The following is a 20,608-nucleotide window of genomic DNA, read 5'->3' on the forward strand; positions in this document are numbered from 1 at the left end:
AAGCGCTCCGCCTAGCGCAGTAACGAGGCCTGTCATGCAATGGCCTGAATTGCGGCTCTGCGCTTGACGAATAAATCCAGATTGTCTTTGAGCCGCTGATCGTTTGGATCGAGCTCAATCGCCTGCGTTCCCCACTCTATTGCGCGGCCCATCACTTCAAGATGCGACGATGCAATCGAGCCTAGGTCGAACAGCCGGGATCCCCAGCATTGCCTGTCGTCAAGGTAGCTTCCGGTGCGGTGCGTCTTCTCGATTCCATTCGTGCACGCCCAAAGTAGGTTCAACCAATCGCCCCTGCTGTAAAAATCTTCTGCCAAATCGAGCCAGATCTCCCGCCGATGCGGAGCTTCCATCCTTGCCGTTTCGAGCCAAAACATCCGCTTATCTGGCTGCATGCGCGCGAGGTAGCGCATGGCCTCGGAGCGCTCTTCGCTCCAATTGCTCGATGGCAGCGCCAGATAACGCAGAAGCAACTGGATGCCCAAATCTAGCCGGTTGGCCCACATGTAGTCGCGACCAAGCCAAAAGGAGATCTGGGAATCGTCCGGATCCTCCTGGTGCGCCAATTCCATGAGAGGGAGATAGTTGCTCCGAGTCGCCTTCGAGCAATCCTGGACCTCGCACATAACGATTTCGTCGCAAATGCCGCCCACTTCCTCTTCAGAGAAGACCAGCGCTTCGTGCACCGGCCGCTTGAAGCGGTAGCCCCAGCGCCGGTGAAAATTCTTTGCGGGCCAGCCTCGCAACTCTAATGGACTGCCAACGTTCTCTCGATAGGAAACGCGGCAAAAGAGATTTGTCATGTCAGACGTCCAGGCGGCCTCAAGCTTGGCCCGCCAGCCGGGCTCAAGATACCGGTCCATGTCCATTGTACAGCAGACATCGACGTCGGGCGGGATCAGTGCCATGGCAGCGTTACGGGCGTCGTCGAAACGCCATGGACGGACCGATATCGTGTGCACGGTAACGCCGGCAGCGGTCAGCCGTTCCACCGTGTCGTCGGTGCTGCCGGTGTCGGCGACAATGCGATAGTCTGCGTCGACGGCCGAATTGGCCCACCGCTCCGCGTTTGCGGCTTCGTTCAAGGCGATAGTATAAACCGCGACTTTCAATCAATTCCCCTCACTGAAGATGCCGTGATACATCTTGCCTCGCGGACAGCCCGACGCCCCCTTGCGGATAGCCACTAGGCCACCGAGCAATTTTGCCCGGTTCAACTCGTAATGACTGTCGAAGAACAGGATCTCGGCGAACTGATCGGCAAGCGCGCTCACGCCCAGCGGATCGACCGAACGCGCTCTGCCGTGCTGCTGGATTTCCCGCAGCAGGGTCTTGGTCAGCGTGATCTTGCCGAGGTCCTCGCCCGGCGGCTGCCAGTCGAGGTCTTCGAGAAAATACCAGCCGCCCTCGGCGACCAGGGGGAAGAACTCTCGGAGCGTCAACTGCTCGTCGAACGAGGCGTGGCTGCCGTCGTCAATGATCACGTCGAGCGATCCCGGTTCGAGTTTTGCAGCGACGCGGCGCAGATCGTCCAGCTTGGACTGGTCCCCGACAAACGACTTGAACCGTCCATTGTTGAGCTGCGAAAAATCAGTCAAGTCGACGCCAATCACCTGGCAGAACGGAAAATAGCTCTGCCACAGTGAGACGGATGGGGTCTCGGTCTGGTTGCCCTCGGCCAAACCACGGCACAGGCCAATCTCCATCAGCCGCTGCATGGACAAGCGCCGGGGCGACAGCAGGCGATCGTAGATTCTGGCGTAGCAGTGTCGGTTCCCGGTATGCCGATTCTTGTCGGTATTGAAGCGGTCAGCGAGACTGGTGAACGTGGGGAAGCTGTCGAGTGGGTCAATCAGCGACGAGATCAGCGGCGTACCTTCGCCGGCCGGCCGGGCCTCGTTGCGTGCCGTCCACAGGTGGATGCCGAACACACGGTCATCGTTCAGGTAGTCGGCCAATTCCGCTATCGGCTTCTCGAACCGGTCGATCTCATTCCAATCGATGGTGTTGAAAAACATCGGGCTGAACACCCATTCCCGCAGCGCGTCTCCCGCGTCGGAGGCAATGTAATCGGACAGAAGCTTGGGGCCGATGTCTCCGAATTCCTTGCCGTGTGCGGTGTGGAAGCGCTCGATCGACAACTCGTACAGCGCCCTGAGGTGATGGCTATAGGGCTTGGCATAGATGACATTGCCGCAGATGAAGTGGCCCTTGTGCGATCCGCGCCATTGCAGATTGAAGAAATGATCGCCACGAAACGGGAACGGCCGCAGCAGGATGACGTCGGAATCCATCCATAGCCCGCCATGCTCGTACAGCAGGGCGTAGCGGAAGATATCGCTGAAATACCTGATCTCGGAGCCGGAGACGATCCGCTCGAACAAGGCCCGCGGCACGACGTCGTCGGCATTGCGGACTTCGACCCCATGCGGGACGAGGAACGCGAGCTTCTCTGGCGCGTAGCTCCACACGCGCACCGGATGGCCCGCCGCCCGCATCGAGGTCGTGGCCGCGATCAATGTACGATGCTCGGCCTTGTCGGACATCACTTGGTAGAAGCAGTTGATTTGCGGAAGCGCGGTGTCGTCGCTGGCCAGGAACGGAGAAATCCGCGCATCGAACTGGCGCGATCGTTCCCGTCGCTCTGGCGGGGAATCGACGTTGCGCAGGAACGGCGCGAACTCATGAAAGATTTCGTCTGTCGACTTCATGCCGCCGGCCCCAAAGTCCTTGCCTTGCGATGGTGCCCGGCTTGCGTCACCCATGGCTCCATGGTCAGAGCGGTCAGGCTTGATCCCTGCTTCCGCCGCGCCATGTCGCGAGGCCAGCGTCAACCGGGACGCTGTATCAGCCGCGCCCGATGGCAGACTATCCACATCCTGCAGCAACGATCTCACCTCCGCCTCCTCGACGGTCGCGATCCAGGACTCACTGTCGGTGACGCTGTAGGAAATCAGCAAACGCCTTTCGTCCGGGTGCCAGGCCAGCCCTGCAGCGAATTCAACGCCTTTTTTGTCGAAGAAGAACGGACGGCTTACCTTTTGCAAGGCGTTGGCTTCGTCGAACCAGACGAACCGGTGTAGGTAGTAACGTCGCTTCTCCGCAGTCCGCCACTGCACTTCATGAATCAAGGCGAGCCACCCGCCGGCGAAGGCGATCAGCTGGGTCCCGCCCCTGAACCGTTGGGCGGCAATCGCGGGAGGTATCTCGCTGACGATCGTGCCTCGCTCGTCCACGATCCGGGTGGGGTCGCAGAGGTAGATGAATTGCAGCTTCTCTGCGGCTCCCCCCGCCGTGGCGGGCTTGACTTGTGGCATCCAGTTCTTCTCGTGCACCCGCGGTCCTGCCGGATGGAGCGGGCGCCAGTCGGTCAGCCGGCAGGAATCTTTCTCGTCGATGCGCGCGACGACCTGCTCGCACCAACCCTCCGGTGTCAGTTCGCGCACACACGAGACACCCCACAGCGCATCGCGCCAGGCGAACGGACGCATGTCCTCAAATCCGAGAACCCGGCCGTAAGCGGGCTCCGGCATATCAACCGGCGGCAAAACCTCGCGTGCGGACTGGACGGCGAATTCATCATTCAACCGGAGCAGGAAATTGCGCGTGTGAACAGGCGCTCCGCCCGGCGTGCCGTATTGGAGGTTGTCTTCGGCCAGCGTGTAGTTAACCGTCCGCTGCAAGAGCACAATCTGGTCGCCCAATCGAGCCACTGACGGGTTTGATGGCCGATAGCCATCGGGCGCCGTGAAGCCAACTGGGCGCGCGCTGAAGGACGGCATCATTGTCTTGGCGGGCTGGACATAAAAGTACAGGTTGGACCACGCCAGGTCCCTTGGCCCGTCGCCGATCTCTCGATTCAGCGCCAGCCAGTTGCAAGCCGCGAAACCGCGGTCCTTGCGCACGGGATCGCGCGAATAGTTCGCGGCGATCGCAAACTCTTCCAGCAGGCCTGTGGTGTAGACGTAGTCCTCGAGAAACAGGATGTCCTGTTCGGGTCGCTTGATGGCCAGCCCCGCTTCGGCAAACAGCACACTCGCATCGTTCATGCCCTTGTCGCGGTAGAACCTGGCCAGATCGTAGAGCGGCTCGGCACGTTGCGGCCGTTGATTGAAGGCGGCAAGAGCCTCGCCGATGAAGCCTGGCTCGTCGCCGAGCTTTCGCAGGCAGCGAGCTCCCTGCAGACGGGCGTTCCACGCTTCCTCGTCCCAACCGCCCATGGCGGCGCGTTTGGCGTAGGCCACCGCGGCCTCCGCCGTCCGCCCGGCGTCGCGATAGGATTGCGCCAAGTAGAACCAGTAGCGTTGATTTTCCGGATCCTTCTCGAGGGCCTCCAGCAAAAGCTTCGCATCACGTTCGAACTTGTCGACCCGGTTCGATCCGCTGGCGTGGTCCTTGTACCAGGCACTGCGCAGTTCCTGCACGCCCTCGGGCACGTCGAGATATTCGTGGGTCACGCCGTGGTAGCGCGCGCCAGCGTCGCGCCTGACCAGGCGCGTGTTCCAATAGGCCAGGCCGGAATCCGAGCGTTGCAGAAGCCGGTAGCCCGAGCTGTCGAGCTGCTCGCGGAAGCCCGCGTCCTCGACCACCAGTTCCATGTCGGCGTCGTCAAACAACAGATAGTCGTAAGCGAGTGGCGAGGCATAGGCATGATCGAGCGCTGCGTTGCGCGCCTGCTCGAAATTGTGGAATGGGAATTCGTGCAACTCGCCCGGCAGGTTGCGGGCAGCGAAGAAAGATTTGATGAAATCCTGGGTCCCATCGGTCGAGCCGGTATCGCCGATGACCCAGCAGTCGATGTGGTCGACGACCGCCCCGAGACAGCGTTGCAGGTTCGCCATCTCGTTTTTGACGATCATGTTGAGGCAGAGGCGCTTGCGGCTTGTCATCTGTGAATCGTCGGCTCCGTGCGGCGGTTCCGTCACGCCCCTCGACATAGTTCACCGCCATTTGCCAGGTGTCGTCAAGATCGAGAAACGTTGATGCGTGGTTCTAACTGGCACCCGCCAGAGGCCTGCCACGCCCGACCTTGATCATTTGCGACATGGCTAGAGTTGGAAAGGAGACGTTAAGTCTTAGGTTCTCAAGAACAATTTTCAGCAATTGCCGACAAGGAATGGCCGGCGCCCGCCCCTTGATCAATTATCCGTCCGCTTATAGTTTACAAATCCCTAATTTTTGGTTTACTAATATACAGCGTTGAGTGCACTCGCGCAGTTTCGCGGGTGGGTTGGCGTTCTTGAGAGGGTTTTAGGAGTTCTGGAGTAGCTAGGCCCCTTCGCGGCTGAAGCAGGTGCGTTCGCAAAGCGTGCGCTGCCGCGCATATGTTTGTCCTTCTTCTGGAGGCGGACGGGTTCCCGTTCCGGAGTTCCCTCTCGAGTTTTCGCCGCGACATCGGCGTGGACGTGACGGGAGTGAAGTCGTGAGTTGGGTAAAATCGCGTGCGCATCGCAGGAAGAGTGAAGCCTTGGCTTCGCCACCCCCTAACCATTCGCGGCCGGACCTCGGAACCGATCTAGGGATCGGCTACCGGCGCTGCCGTTTGCCAGACGAACAAATCCAAAAACCAGCGCGGCGCGCCGTCGGCACACGTGGTGCACAACGGTGCCCGGCGTCTGCCCACCCACCCACCAGACCGGCCGCGTCGCGCTCGGTCGGGCGCTTCTAGAAGACCGAACACGAAAGGCGCGGCGCAATCGTCGCTGACCGAGGAGGAAATGATGAGCTATATAGAAGGGTTTGCGGTCATGGAAGTTGCCGTTAGAGGCGTCTTGCCCATCGGCGACTCGACCGAAAGCGTGCCTTATTTGATCCTGGACACGGCCAAGAGCGCCATCGTCGGTCAGGTCATTCTTCCCAAGGCCGTCAAGCGAAGCCTCGCCGTCGCTATCACCGTCAAGGTTCCGGCCGCAGCCGGCTCACTTGCGATTGGCACGTTTGACGATGGCGGGAATTTCCAGGTCGCCAGCTTCCTGCGCGTAGAGACCCCCGCCGTAGAACGTCCCGACGGTGCTGTCGGGCCGTCCGGAAGATGACGCGTCTCAAGTTGTTGTCCTCAGCGCTCGCCAGCCAGGCCGGTGGGCGGTTTCCGCTTGAATAGAATTCGAAGCCAACAGGAGCCAGTCATGGCCCGCGCCTCTGAAATTCTTTTTGTCGACCCCTCAGTCTCCGACCTCCAGACCGTTCTCGGCAACGTGCGACCCGAGGTTCAAGCGATTGTGCTCGACGGCCGCTGGCCGGCGGCGCAGCAGATCGCTGCGGCGCTCGCAGGGCGCGAAGGGCTGGACGCGGTGCACATCATGGCGCATGGCGCGCCGGGGCGGGTTAGCTTCACTGCAGGAGAGTGGTCGGTCGCCACGTTGAAGGAAGCGGCTGACGATTTTGCCGCAATTGGCAGGGCGCTTTCCGCGGACGGTGAGTTGCGGTTGTGGAGCTGCGAGACGGCGGCGGGCGACACCGGCGAGAAATTCGTGGCGGCGCTAGAACGGGCCGTCGGCGTGGTTGTTTGTGCGTCCAGGTCGATGGTGGGCGCGGCCGCTTTAGGCGGTGCGTGGGATCTGGTTGTCCATGCGAATGCGCTACCGCCGCTGAGTCCCTCCGGGGTGGCGCGTTACGCCGGATTGCTTTCGTCAGGTAATCTGACGTTGACAGGCACAATTAGCGGTAGCACCAGTAGCAGTATCAATACGTTCTATGTGATAGATACTTCTGTTAGCCCACATTTGCTCGTCGGCAGCTTCGTTTTACCGCCTGGTCCTATTGATGGTGCTACTCAATTTTCGGTTACGGTGACAATACCAACTGTTGGCGATACGTATGATGTCGTCAGCAATGGCAATGATGTCTATGCAATTCTTACACCTACTGGTCCTACCACATATAATGTTGCGGATGGCTTTAACCCCAACAATGGACATTTAAACAATGGTGTAAATGGAGACAAATTCCTAACAGGGTCCGTCGATGTCACCCAAGTGGGGCAGACCGGCCCGACAGGACCTACAGGCGCGACTGGAGCCACAGGCGCAACCGGAGCGACGGGTGCGACCGGCTCGACCGGAGCCACAGGTTCCACGGGTGCGAGTGGTTCGACGGGACCGACTGGCGCGACCGGAGCCACGGGTGCAACAGGCGCCACAGGTTCTAGCGGCGCAACTGGCTCGACCGGAGCCACAGGTTCCACCGGTGCGAGCGGCTCGACGGGAGCGACTGGCTCGACTGGTGCCACGGGCTCGACTGGTGCAACCGGCTCTACAGGAGCGGCTGGTGATACCGGAGCCACAGGCTCCACGGGTGCGAGTGGTTCGACGGGACCGACTGGCGCGACTGGTGATACCGGAGCCACGGGCTCAACCGGTGCGACCGGCACAACCGGTGCGTCTGGCTCGACAGGTGCAACCGGCTCGACTGGCGCGACGGGCGATACCGGTGCAACTGGCTCGACCGGTGCAACTGGCTCGACAGGTGCGACTGGTGATACCGGAGCAACCGGCTCTACCGGTGCAACCGGTGATACGGGCGCTACCGGCTCGACTGGTGCAACGGGTGCGACCGGCTCTAATGGTGCGACTGGCTCGACCGGGGCGACTGGCTCGACTGGAGCAACGGGCTCGACTGGTGCCACAGGTTCGACCGGTGCAACGGGCTCAACTGGAGCGACTGGCTCGACCGGTGCGACTGGCGACACCGGCGCAACAGGTTCGACGGGCGCGACGGGTGATACGGGAGCAACCGGAGCAACCGGCTCGACCGGAGCAACCGGCTCTACAGGTGCCACTGGCTCGACCGGAGCGACTGGCTCGACCGGTGCGACTGGCTCGACCGGAGCAACCGGCTCTACCGGTGCGACCGGTGATACTGGAGCGACCGGCGCAACCGGAGCGACTGGCGACACCGGGGCAACTGGAGCAACCGGAGCCACGGGTGCAACTGGTGATACCGGTGCGACCGGCGCAACTGGAGCGACTGGCGCCACGGGTGATACCGGAGCGACTGGCTCTACCGGTGCCACAGGCTCGACCGGCGCAACCGGAGCGACTGGCGACACCGGCGCAACAGGTTCGACGGGCGCGACGGGTGATACGGGAGCAACCGGAGCCACCGGGTCTACAGGTGCCACTGGCTCGACCGGAGCGACTGGCTCGACCGGAGCAACCGGCTCTACCGGTGCGACCGGTGATACTGGAGCGACCGGCGCAACCGGAGCGACTGGCGACACCGGCGCAACAGGTTCGACGGGCGCGACGGGTGATACGGGAGCAACCGGAGCCACCGGGTCTACAGGTGCCACTGGCTCTACCGGAGCGACTGGCTCGACCGGTGCCACGGGCTCGACCGGAGCGACTGGCTCGACCGGGGCAACCGGAGCGACAGGCTCCACCGGAGCGACTGGCTCTACAGGCGCAACAGGTGCAACTGGCGACACGGGAGCGACAGGTTCGACCGGAGCAACCGGTAATACCGGAGCGACTGGCGCAACGGGCTCGACTGGCGCAACTGGTGCGACCGGAGCCACAGGTGCGACCGGCGATACGGGAGCGACTGGCTCTACCGGAGCGACAGGCTCGACCGGGGCAACTGGCTCGACTGGAGCAACGGGCTCGACTGGTGCCACAGGTTCGACCGGAGCAACCGGCTCGACCGGAGCAACCGGCTCGACTGGTGCAACTGGTTCGACAGGTGCCACTGGCTCGACCGGAGCCACTGGCTCTACAGGTGCCACTGGCTCGACCGGAGCGACTGGTTCGACCGGTGCGACTGGGGCAACTGGAGCGACTGGCTCTACCGGTGCCACAGGCTCGACCGGTGCGACTGGCTCGACCGGAGCAACCGGCTCTACCGGTGCGACCGGTGATACTGGAGCGACCGGAGCGACTGGCGACACCGGCTCGACCGGGGCAACCGGCGCAACTGGCTCGACCGGGGCGACTGGTGATACTGGAGCGACCGGAGCGACTGGCGACACCGGCGCAACAGGTTCGACAGGTGCCACTGGCTCGACCGGAGCCACTGGCTCTACAGGTGCCACTGGCTCGACCGGAGCGACTGGTTCGACCGGTGCGACTGGGGCAACTGGAGCGACTGGCTCTACCGGTGCCACAGGCTCGACCGGTGCGACTGGCTCGACCGGAGCAACCGGCTCTACCGGTGCGACCGGTGATACTGGAGCGACCGGCGCAACCGGAGCGACTGGCGACACCGGCGCGACCGGCGCAACTGGAGCAACCGGAGCCACGGGTGCAACTGGTGATACCGGTGCGACCGGCGCAACTGGAGCCACTGGTGATACCGGAGCTACCGGGGCAACTGGAGCGACTGGCGCCACAGGCTCGACCGGCGCAACCGGAGCGACTGGCGACACCGGGGCGACCGGAGCGACTGGTGCCACTGGCGATACCGGGGCAACCGGAGCGACTGGCTCTACCGGAGCAACCGGCGCGACCGGAGCAACTGGTTCGACCGGCGCGACCGGAGCGACTGGCTCGACTGGTGCCACCGGTGCCACAGGCTCGACCGGAGCGACTGGCTCGACCGGAGCGACTGGCTCTACCGGTGCAACTGGTTCGACCGGTGCAACCGGCGCGACCGGCGCGACCGGAGCGACTGGCGACACCGGGGCGACCGGAGCGACTGGTGCCACCGGTGCCACAGGCTCAACCGGAGCCACAGGCTCGACCGGAGCGACTGGCTCGACCGGAGCGACCGGCTCGACTGGCGCGACTGGTGCAACAGGCTCGCAAGGTCCGACAGGGCCGACCGGAGGAACCGGTTCGGGTGGCGGTGAGACTGGTCATGCTAATAACGGCCACGGTAACGGAGAACAGCCCGCGCCTGGTAATTCCGGCGACCATAACAATGCCGACAACGGCTCGCACCAGGGACAGGGCAACTCCGGCAACGGAAATGGCGGCCACAACGCCAACGTCACGGCCAGCACGCTGGGGCTGAACGACTCGCTGCAATTCCTGCAGTCGAGTTCGATCGGCAGTGACCCCGGCGGTCATGCGTCGTTCCGCAACCTGATCGGGCTTGCGGCCACGACGGTGACGACAGACCTGCTCAATGTCCTCAAGACGATTGGCGGATCCGGCAACGAGCACAACAAGCCGTCTGGGGCGAGCACGGATCTCACCTCGGACCAGACAAAGCCTGGCGCCGGCTACGCCAGCAACGACCACACCGTCAAGACATCCCTGAAGGATCTCTTGAAGCCGCATGAGTGAGCGGCGAATGGACCCGGCTGGTCCAAGTCGAGAACGAGCGCGCGGGCTTCGCTGGAAGCCCGCGCGCCGATAATTCTTCCTTGTCGGCTCGGGCAGTCGCCCCGCGGCGCCTGGATCGCCGATCATGGTCAGCGCCAGCTGGCACTTCAGCAAGCTCCGCGGCCGGCCATGGCGGTTATTCGCAGCATTCGCAGCACCTGAAAGGAAGCCGGCAAGTCTTCGATTTTCAGGAACAATTCGCGCGAGTCCGACCCTCAAATATTGACCGAAGTCTGCTGCCTCGTTCTCGGCAATTTACCAATTCCCTGCTTAATAGTTTACAAATCGCTAATTTTCGAATTTACTAATATCTGGGTATGGCGGATGCCCGCGGATCGCACGGCCGGTGGCCGCAAGATCTGTGCAGGCGGGTTGGGCAGGGATCTGGGTAGCAAGGCAATTTCGCGCATGAAGAAGGTGCGTCTACAAGGCGCATCGTGACATGTCGCGTCTATGTCTGTCCTCGGCGGAAGGCAGACGGTTTCCCATTCCGGAGTTCACTCGCGAGTGTGCCGTCGAAACATCGGCGGCACGGGCGATGGGAGTGGGTGGGTGTGAGTCAAGTGTTGTCGCGTGTGCCCCGTGAGGGCATTGGTGCATTGCCGCGGTTCGACGGGCGCCGGCCGCTGCCGGACGCTGCGACTGATCGCCCGAAGGCGCGGACCGATGCGCCCTCCGAACTCCTTTTCGTCGATCCCTCCGTATCCGATCTCGGCACGATCCTCGCCAACCTGAGGCCACGGGTTGAGGCGATCGTGCTCGACGCCCGGCGCCCGGCAGCCCGCCAGATGGCACTGGCGCTCGAAGGCCGCGACGGCCTCGACGCCGTGCACATCATCGCGCACGGCGCGCCAGGGCGGGTGAGCTTCGCGGCCGGCGAGTGGTCGGCACGGACGCTGGACGACGACGCTGACGATTTCGCCGCGATAGGCGGGGCGCTCCGTGAGGGGGGCGGCTTGAGGTTATGGAGCTGTCATGCCGGTGCCGGCGATGAGGGTGATGAACTCGTCGGTGGCCTGGCGCGCGCGACCGGCAAGAGTATTGCCGCCGCGACCGGCCTCGTTGGCGCAACGGCGAAGGGTGGCATATGGGAACTCGCCGCGAGCCGTGCTTGGGCGCAGCCGCCACTGACCGAGGCGGGCATCGGCGCCTATGCGGCAGTGTTGACGACGAAGACATGGACTGGAGCCAACAGTACTAGTTGGAGCATCGCTGGAAACTGGACCGGCGGGGTACCTGTCAACGGTGATGATGTCGTCATCAACAATGTCGCCAATGACCCCGTTCTCAACGTCAGCACTGCCAACCTGAATTCATTGCAGATAAACACCGGCGGCTCGCTTGCCGTCGCAGCCTTTACACTTAACGTGACTGGTACCGGCGCCTCGGCCATCAACCTGTCGGCCTCGGGAGCCACGATCACCGTGGCCGGCGGCACGATCAACGATTCCGGCGGAATGCAACTCGGGGTGGGCACGACCCTGTCCGGACGCGGTACAGTGAACGTCACCGGGCACTACACCGGAACTGGCACGATCTCAGCGACCGGCGGCGGTACACTCGACCTGTTCGGGACGATCGATAACGGTGTCGTGCTCTCGATCAGCACCGCAGCCACTTCGATCCTGAAGATAGAGAATACGGCAACCTCGGCAGCGGCGATCTCGATCAACAATGCCAACCAAACGCTGGAGATCGGCGCGACTGCCAATCTGACGATCAGCGCAGCCGAGAGCATCACCAACGGCAAGATCCAGCTCGATGGCGGCACACTTACTGATGTCTCCGGCCTCACGATCGGCACCGGCGCAACGCTGACTGGCTCGGGAACCGTGTCGGCGAACATCAATACCGGCACCGGGATCATCATCGCGAATGGCGGCACGCTGGACATCACCGGCAACATCGCCACGGGCGTCACCAACCTCCAAATCGCCACCTCATCGCCTCTGTCGATACTGAAGCTCGACGGTGCAGTTGCCTCCGGAAGCACGGTCACCTTCAACACCCCTGCGACAAACACGGGAACACTGGACCTCACCAACCTCGCTGGATTCAGCGGCACCATCAGCGGGCTGAACGTCGGCGGCAGCATCACGACGGCGACCAACCAGGTCGATTTTGGCAACACCAGCATTGTTTCGGCAAGCCTGAATGGCAGCGTCCTCACAGTGGTGGACGGCGCCGGTCAATCGTACGCGTTGACACTCGGCAGCGCTCCAGCCACCGGTACGCTTGTCGATCTGAAGAGCGATGGAGCTGGCGGAACCGACGCTTTTCTCAGCACGCCGGCCACGACGAATACCTTCACCGCGGCTAGTGCCGTCGACTCATGGTTCGACAATGTCAACTCAGTCTGGAATGGCACCAATACACAACCATCCACAACACCAGCCGCCGGGACGAATTTCACGTTTGTCGGCGCACACCCCGGCAGCAATGCAAAGGCGGTCGACAGCCGGATATACATGCCGCCGACCCTGCGCCAGGCGACGGGCACTGGCGCTAGCGTTTGGTCAGTTAACGACAGCAGCGGTGCAGCCCAGTTCACCACCTCACTGACCTTGATCAACCAAGGTCAGATTTTCGTGAACGGCACCGCAAATCTGACGTCGGGAACGTCGGCAACCACCAATTGGACCCTCACCGGTGCCAACGCTGCTAGCAACATCGGCAATCAGTTCTTCGAGAATGACGGCTCCATCAACATCGTCGGCACGACGGCGGCGGCCCTTGCGAGCGGTTTCTCAACTTCCGCGACGTTCTCCGGCAATATTTACGTGACCGGCAACGGCTACATGAATCTATACGGCAATGCGTCGCTGGTGTTCGGCACCGGCGTTGGCGTAGCCGCCGGCCAGACCGTCCACTTCATCACTGACGGTAACAACAACACGAATGGCACAGTTACTGAAATCAGCTCCCAATTGGTCAGTGCGGCATACGCAGGATTTCTCCCGGGCGATGCATTGGTACTGGAGAATCTGGGTGGTACCCCTGTCTCCGAGGTCGTGATTGACGGCAATGGAGAAGCGACGGTTTACATATACAGCGGCGCGAACGGCACCGGCACATTGCTCGATGCGGAGACATTCCTCGGAAACTTTACCAACGGCAATAGCGACTTCACCTTTGTCAACAGCGCCCTCAACGGCGGACAGGTTACGATAGGAGCTACCGGGTCCGCAGGCCACGCGGTCGGGCCTACAGGCCCGACGGGTTCGACGGGCGCGGCGGGTTCAACTGGTGCGGCGGGTTCGACGGGCGCCGCGGGTTCGACCGGCGCCACGGGTTCGACGGGCGCCGCGGGTTCGACCGGCGCAACTGGCTCAACCGGAGCCGCGGGTTTAACTGGCGCGACCGGTTCGACCGGAGCCACAGGTTCAACGGGCGCCACGGGTTCGACTGGCGATACGGGTGCCACGGGTTCGACTGGTGCCACAGGCGTCACAGGCGCGACTGGTTCGACCGGAGCCACAGGTTCGACCGGCGCCACGGGTTCGACCGGCGCGACTGGTTCAACCGGAGCCACGGGTTCAACTGGCGCGACTGGTTCGACCGGAGCCATAGGCTCGACCGGCGCGACTGGCGATACCGGAGCTACCGGAGCAACAGGTGCGACCGGCGATACCGGCGCCACAGGTTCGACTGGAGCAACCGGGGCCACAGGCGCGACTGGCGATACCGGCGCCACTGGCGCGACCGGTGATACGGGCGCAACCGGATCAACCGGCGCTACAGGATCTACTGGTGCAACCGGCTCGACCGGTGCAACCGGAGCTACGGGTGCAACCGGCGATACTGGCGCAACCGGATCGACTGGTGCGACTGGCGATACGGGTGCCACAGGTTCGACCGGTGCGACTGGCGCAACCGGCGATACCGGTGCCACCGGCTCGACTGGAGCAACCGGAGCCACAGGTGCGACCGGCGATACGGGTGCGACGGGCTCGACCGGCGATACGGGTGCCACGGGCTCGACCGGAGCAACCGGCGCCACAGGCGCGACCGGCGATACCGGAGCGACGGGCTCGACTGGAGCAACCGGCGCCACAGGCGCGACCGGCGATACGGGCGCCACGGGTTCGACCGGGGCAACAGGTGCCACAGGTGCGACCGGCGACACGGGCGCCACGGGTTCGACCGGAGCAACCGGAGCCACAGGTGCGACCGGCGATACCGGAGCGACTGGCTCGACTGGAGCCACAGGTGCCACCGGCGCGACCGGTGATACTGGCGCTACGGGTTCGACTGGCGCAACCGGTGCCACAGGCGCGACCGGCGATACCGGCGCCACGGGTTCGACTGGGGCAACCGGAGCCACAGGCGCAATCGGTGATACCGGCGCTACGGGTTCGACTGGAGCCACAGGTGCGACCGGCGATACGGGCGCCACAGGTTCGACCGGAGCAACCGGAGCCACGGGCTCGACCGGTGATACCGGAGCCACTGGCGCCACAGGCGCGACCGGCGATACGGGCGCCACGGGTTCGACTGGAGCAACCGGCGCCACAGGTGCGACCGGCGACACGGGCGCCACTGGCGCGACCGGCGACACGGGCTCAACTGGGGCAACCGGAGCCACAGGTGCGACTGGCGATACGGGCGCCACGGGTTCGACCGGAGCAACCGGCGCCACAGGTGCGACCGGCGATACCGGGGCGACAGGTTCGACCGGTGCAACCGGCGCCACAGGTGCGACCGGCGATACCGGGGCGACAGGTTCGACCGGTGCAACCGGTGCGACTGGCGATACAGGCGCGACCGGATCAACCGGCGCTACAGGATCTACTGGTGCCACAGGCGACACCGGAGCTACGGGCTCGACCGGAGCCACAGGCGCGACCGGCGATACGGGCGCCACAGGTTCGACCGGCGATACGGGTGCCACCGGCTCGACCGGAGCAACGGGCGCCACAGGCGCGACCGGCGATACGGGTGCCACCGGCTCGACTGGAGCGACCGGTGCTACAGGCGCGACTGGCGATACGGGTGCCACCGGGTCGACTGGAGCAACCGGAGCCACAGGGGCGACCGGCGATACGGGCGCCACGGGTTCGACCGGCGCCACAGGCGCCACCGGCGACACCGGAGCGACGGGCTCGACTGGAGCAACTGGAGCCACAGGTGCGACTGGCGACACCGGTGCCACGGGCTCGACTGGAGCAACCGGAGCCACAGGGGCGACCGGCGATACGGGCGCCACGGGTTCGACCGGCGCCACAGGCGCCACCGGCGATACCGGAGCGACGGGCTCGACTGGAGCAACTGGAGCCACAGGCGCGACCGGCGATACGGGGGCCACAGGTTCGACTGGAGCAACCGGCGCGACAGGTGCGACCGGTGATACGGGCGCCACGGGCTCAACCGGAGCAACCGGAGCGACAGGTGCGACCGGCGATACGGGCGCCACGGGTTCGACCGGAGCAACCGGAGCCACAGGCGCAACCGGCGATACCGGAGCCACAGGTTCGACTGGAGCCACAGGTGCGACGGGCGAAACGGGCGCCACAGGTGCGACCGGAGCAACCGGCGATACAGGCGCCACGGGTTCGACCGGAGCAACCGGAGCCACAGGAGCAACTGGCGAAACAGGCTCTACGGGCTCAACTGGGGCTACCGGAGCCACGGGTGCGACCGGTGATACGGGCGCAACCGGATCGACTGGTGCGACTGGCGATACGGGTGCAACTGGGTCGACCGGTGCAACCGGTGCCACAGGCGCGACCGGTGATACAGGTGCAACTGGCGCGACCGGAGCAACGGGCGCCACAGGTTCGACCGGTGATACGGGTGCCACGGGTTCGACCGGGGCCACAGGCGCGACTGGTGATACTGGCGCAACCGGCTCGACGGGAGCAACCGGAGCCACAGGTGCGACCGGTGATACGGGTGCCACGGGCTCGACTGGAGCAACAGGCGCTACCGGCGATACCGGCGCCACAGGTTCGACTGGCGCAACCGGAGCCACAGGTGCGACCGGCGATACGGGTGCAACTGGCTCGACCGGAGCAACAGGCGCGACCGGCGATACCGGCGCCACAGGTTCGACTGGAGCAACCGGCGCCACAGGTTCGACCGGCGATACCGGCGCCACAGGTGCGACCGGAGCAACTGGAGCCACAGGCGCGACCGGCGACACGGGCGCAACCGGATCGACTGGCGCCACTGGCGATACGGGTGCAACTGGGTCGACCGGTGCAACCGGCGCCACAGGCGCGACCGGCGACACGGGCGCCACGGGTTCGACTGGAGCCACAGGTGCGACCGGCGATACCGGGGCGACAGGTTCGACCGGTGCAACCGGTGCGACTGGCGATACAGGCGCGACCGGATCAACCGGCGCTACAGGATCTACTGGTGCCACAGGCGACACCGGAGCTACGGGCTCGACCGGAGCCACAGGCGCGACCGGCGATACGGGCGCCACAGGTTCGACCGGAGCAACCGGCGCCACAGGCTCAACCGGAGCCACTGGTGCGACTGGTAATACCGGGGCGACAGGCTCAACCGGCGACACTGGCGCCACAGGCTCGACTGGAGCGACCGGAGCCACAGGCGCGACCGGTGATACAGGTGCAACTGGCTCGACCGGAGCAACCGGAGCCACGGGTGCGACCGGTGATACGGGTTCGACCGGAGCGACCGGAGCCACAGGCGCAACGGGCGATACCGGCGCCACAGGCTCGACTGGAGCCACAGGTGCCACTGGCGATACCGGTGCCACCGGCTCGACTGGCGCAACCGGAGCCACAGGCGCGACCGGTGATACGGGTGCAACTGGCTCGACTGGTGCGACTGGCGACACGGGTGCAACTGGGTCGACCGGTGCAACCGGCGCCACAGGCGCGACCGGTGATACAGGTGCAACTGGCGCGACCGGAGCAACCGGCGCCACAGGTGCGACCGGCGATACCGGAGCCACGGGTTCGACTGGAGCAACCGGCGCCACAGGTGCGACCGGCGATACCGGGGCGACAGGTTCGACCGGTGCAACCGGCGCCACAGGTGCGACCGGCGATACCGGGGCGACAGGTTCGACCGGTGCAACCGGAGCCACAGGTGCAACCGGCGATACGGGTGCCACAGGCTCGACCGGTGCAACCGGAGCCACAGGTGCGACCGGCGATACCGGAGCGACGGGCTCGACTGGAGCAACTGGAGCCACAGGTGCGACCGGCGATACCGGCGCCACAGGTTCGACTGGAGCAACCGGGGCCACAGGCGCCACCGGCGATACCGGAGCGACGGGCTCGACTGGAGCAACTGGAGCCACAGGCGCGACCGGTGATACGGGCGCCACAGGTTCGACCGGAGCAACCGGAGCCACAGGCGCGACCGGTGATACGGGCGCGACGGGTTCGACCGGAGCAACCGGAGCCACAGGTGCGACCGGCGATACCGGAGCGACGGGCTCGACTGGAGCCACAGGTGCGACTGGTGATACCGGAGCCACGGGTTCGACCGGGGCAACAGGTGCCACAGGTGCGACTGGCGACACCGGTGCCACGGGCTCGACTGGAGCAACCGGAGCCACAGGTGCGACCGGCGATACGGGTGCCACGGGTTCGACTGGAGCAACCGGCGCCACAGGTGCGACCGGCGATACCGGCGCCACCGGTTCGACTGGAGCAACCGGAGCCACAGGCGCGACCGGTGATACCGGCGCCACGGGTTCGACCGGAGCAACCGGAGCCACAGGCGCGACCGGTGATACCGGCGCCACGGGTTCGACCGGAGCAACCGGCGCTACAGGATCTACTGGTGCCACAGGCGACACCGGAGCTACGGGCTCGACCGGAGCAACCGGCGATACAGGCGCAACGGGTTCGACCGGAGCTACAGGCGCAACTGGCGATACGGGCGCCACAGGTTCGACCGGCGCGACCGGAGCCACAGGTGCGACTGGCGATACAGGCGCGACCGGATCAACCGGCGATACAGGCGCCACAGGCTCGACTGGTGCCACTGGCGATACCGGTGCCACCGGCTGGACTGGCGCAACCGGAGCCACAGGCGCGACCGGTGATACGGGTGCAACTGGCTCGACTGGTGCGACTGGCGACACGGGTGCAACTGGGTCGACCGGTGCAACCGGGGCCACAGGCGCGACCGGTGATACAGGTGCAACTGGCGCGACCGGAGCAACCGGCGATACCGGCGCCACGGGTTCGACTGGAGCAACCGGAGCCACAGGTGCAACCGGCGATACCGGAGCGACTGGCGCAACAGGCGCAACAGGCGCAACCGGCGATACAGGCGCAACCGGCTCGACGGGAGCCACTGGCGATACCGGCGCCACGGGTGCGACCGGCGACACGGGTGCCACAGGTTCGACTGGAGCAACCGGAGCCACAGGTGCGACCGGCGACACGGGCGCGACGGGCTCGACCGGCGCTACCGGCGATACAGGTTCGACTGGTGCAACCGGAGCTACAGGTGCGACTGGCGATACCGGAGCAACCGGTGCCACAGGTGCGACCGGAGCCACGGGCGCAACCGGCGATACCGGCGCCACGGGCGCAATTGGCGATACGGGTGCCACAGGCTCGAGCGGTGATACTGGCGCTACGGGTTCGACCGGAGCAACCGGCGACACTGGTGCCACGGGCTCAACTGGAGCAACCGGCGCCACGGGTTCAACCGGCGCCACAGGATCTGGTGCAACCGGCGATACGGGCGCTACGGGTTCGCCTGGGGCCACGGGCGATACCGGAGCGACGGGCTCGACTGGAGCCACAGGTGCAACCGGCGCGACTGGCAACACCGGCGCAACAGGCTCTACCGGAGCCACAGGCGCGGCGGGAGCCACTGGCTCGACCGGTGCGACCGGCTCGACCGGCGGTACCGGAGCAACGGGCTCCACTGGTGCCACAGGCTCGACCGGCGCAACTGGACCGAAGGGCGATACCGGACCCAAGGGCGACACTGGGCCGAAGGGTGCAACCGGTTCGACCGGAGCGACCGGGCCAAAGGGCGACACCGGGCCGAAGGGTGCAACCGGTTCGACCGGAGCGACCGGGCCAAAGGGCGACACCGGGCCGAAGGGCGCAACCGGTTCGACCGGAGCGACCGGGCCGAAGGGCGCAACCGGTTCGACCGGAGCGACCGGGCCGAAGGGCGAGACTGGACCCAAGGGCGCGACGGGTGCCACTGGCGCCACGGGCTCAACTGGTTCGACAGGACCGAAAGGCGACACCGGGCCGAAGGGTGCAACCGGTTCGACCGGAGCCACAGGCGCGACCGGCGATACCGGCGCCACGGGTTCGACCGGAGCAACCGGCGACACTGGTGCCACTGGCTCGACCGGAGCTACGGGTTCGACCGGCGCAACCGGGGCCACCGGTGCAACCGGCGATACCGGAGCCACTGGTTCGACTGGAGCAACCGGAGCCATAGGTGCCACCGGCGATACGGGCGCCACGGGTTCGACTGGAGCCACAGGTGCAACCGGCGACACCGGCGCCACGGGCTCGACTGGGCCTACGGGCGATACCGGAGCGACGGGCTCGACTGGAGCCACAGGTGCAACCGGCGCGACTGGCAACACCGGCGCAACAGGCTCGACCGGAGCCACGGGCGCGACGGGAGCCACAGGCTCGACCGGTGCGACCGGCGGTACCGGAGCAACGGGCTCCACTGGTGCCACAGGCTCGACCGGCGCAACTGGACCGAAGGGCGATACCGGACCCAAGGGCGCAACCGGTTCGACCGGCGCGACCGGACCCAAGGGCGATACCGGACCCAAGGGCGCGACGGGTGCCACTGGCGCCACGGGCTCAACTGGTTCGACAGGACCGAAAGGCGACACCGGGCCGAAGGGCGCAACCGGTTCGACCGGCGCAACTGGACCCAAGGGCGATACCGGACCCAAGGGCAATACCGGGCCTAAGGGCACGACTGGTCCGACCGGGCCAACCGGTCCGACTGGACCCTCGGGCGGTCACAAAGACTCGGTTGTCGCGTCGACCACAACCCTGGCGACAACGACCCAGAAGACCGCCAAGGTCACGTCCGACTCGCTTGGCCTCAAGGACACCGGGCAATTCCTGCAGTCCAGCTCGACCAAGGGCGACGGTGATCCTGGCAGCCAAGCCTCGCTCCGCCACCTGATCGGCCTTGCGGGGGCATCGGTGACGACAGACCTGCTTAATGTCCTCAAGACCATCGGGGGATTTGGGCAGAACCAGAACAAGCCGTCGGGGGCGACTACGGATCTCAACTCGGACCAGACGAAGCCTGGTACCGGCTACGCCAACAACGACCACACCGTCAAGACGACGCTGAAGGATCTTCTGAAGCCGCATGAGTGAGCGGGAATGTTGACAACGGAGACGGTCCAAATT

The 20,608-nt window shown here is 65.0% G+C and carries 5 protein-coding genes and 1 pseudogene; 4 read left to right on the forward strand and 2 right to left on the reverse strand.

The genetic code is table 11. From position 1 onward, the window contains the following. Positions 1–32 precede the first annotated feature (32 nt). Both FJ970_RS29810 and FJ970_RS29815 read right to left on the reverse strand, forming a co-directional pair. Positions 33–1,112, reverse strand: coding sequence for a glycosyl transferase family 2 (locus tag FJ970_RS29810; RefSeq protein WP_140756509.1), 1,080 nt, complete (start codon positions 1,110–1,112; stop codon positions 33–35). Next, positions 1,113–4,889 carry a glycosyltransferase gene (locus FJ970_RS29815; RefSeq protein ID WP_140756507.1) on the reverse strand — a complete coding sequence of 1,259 codons (3,777 nt, stop codon included), beginning with the start codon at positions 4,887–4,889 and terminating at the stop codon, positions 1,113–1,115. Positions 4,890–5,720: 831 nt separating this feature from the next. Between FJ970_RS29815 and FJ970_RS29820 the strand changes: the two genes are divergently transcribed. The 4 genes and pseudogenes from FJ970_RS29820 (at position 5,721) to FJ970_RS33735 (ending at position 20,575) form a co-directional block, all read left to right on the forward strand. Further along, complete coding sequence (locus FJ970_RS29820) at positions 5,721–6,035, forward strand: hypothetical protein (protein ID WP_140756505.1); 315 nt, start codon at positions 5,721–5,723, stop codon at positions 6,033–6,035. Positions 6,036–6,125: 90 nt separating this feature from the next. Beyond that, positions 6,126–6,563: pseudogene (locus tag FJ970_RS29825) on the forward strand (DUF4347 domain-containing protein); the annotation flags it as partial. 411 nt (positions 6,564–6,974) lie between these two features. Continuing rightward, positions 6,975–10,223: a YadA family autotransporter adhesin gene (locus FJ970_RS33730; protein WP_265336241.1), complete on the forward strand. Its 3,249-nt coding sequence runs from the start codon at positions 6,975–6,977 to the stop codon at positions 10,221–10,223. A 593-nt stretch (positions 10,224–10,816) separates the two neighbouring features. After that, positions 10,817–20,575 carry a DUF4347 domain-containing protein gene (locus FJ970_RS33735; RefSeq protein WP_265336208.1) on the forward strand — a complete coding sequence of 3,253 codons (9,759 nt, stop codon included), beginning with the start codon at positions 10,817–10,819 and terminating at the stop codon, positions 20,573–20,575. The last annotated feature ends 33 nt before the right edge of the window (positions 20,576–20,608 follow it).

This window comes from Mesorhizobium sp. B2-1-8 (genome assembly GCF_006442545.2).
Classification (GTDB): domain Bacteria; phylum Pseudomonadota; class Alphaproteobacteria; order Rhizobiales; family Rhizobiaceae; genus Mesorhizobium.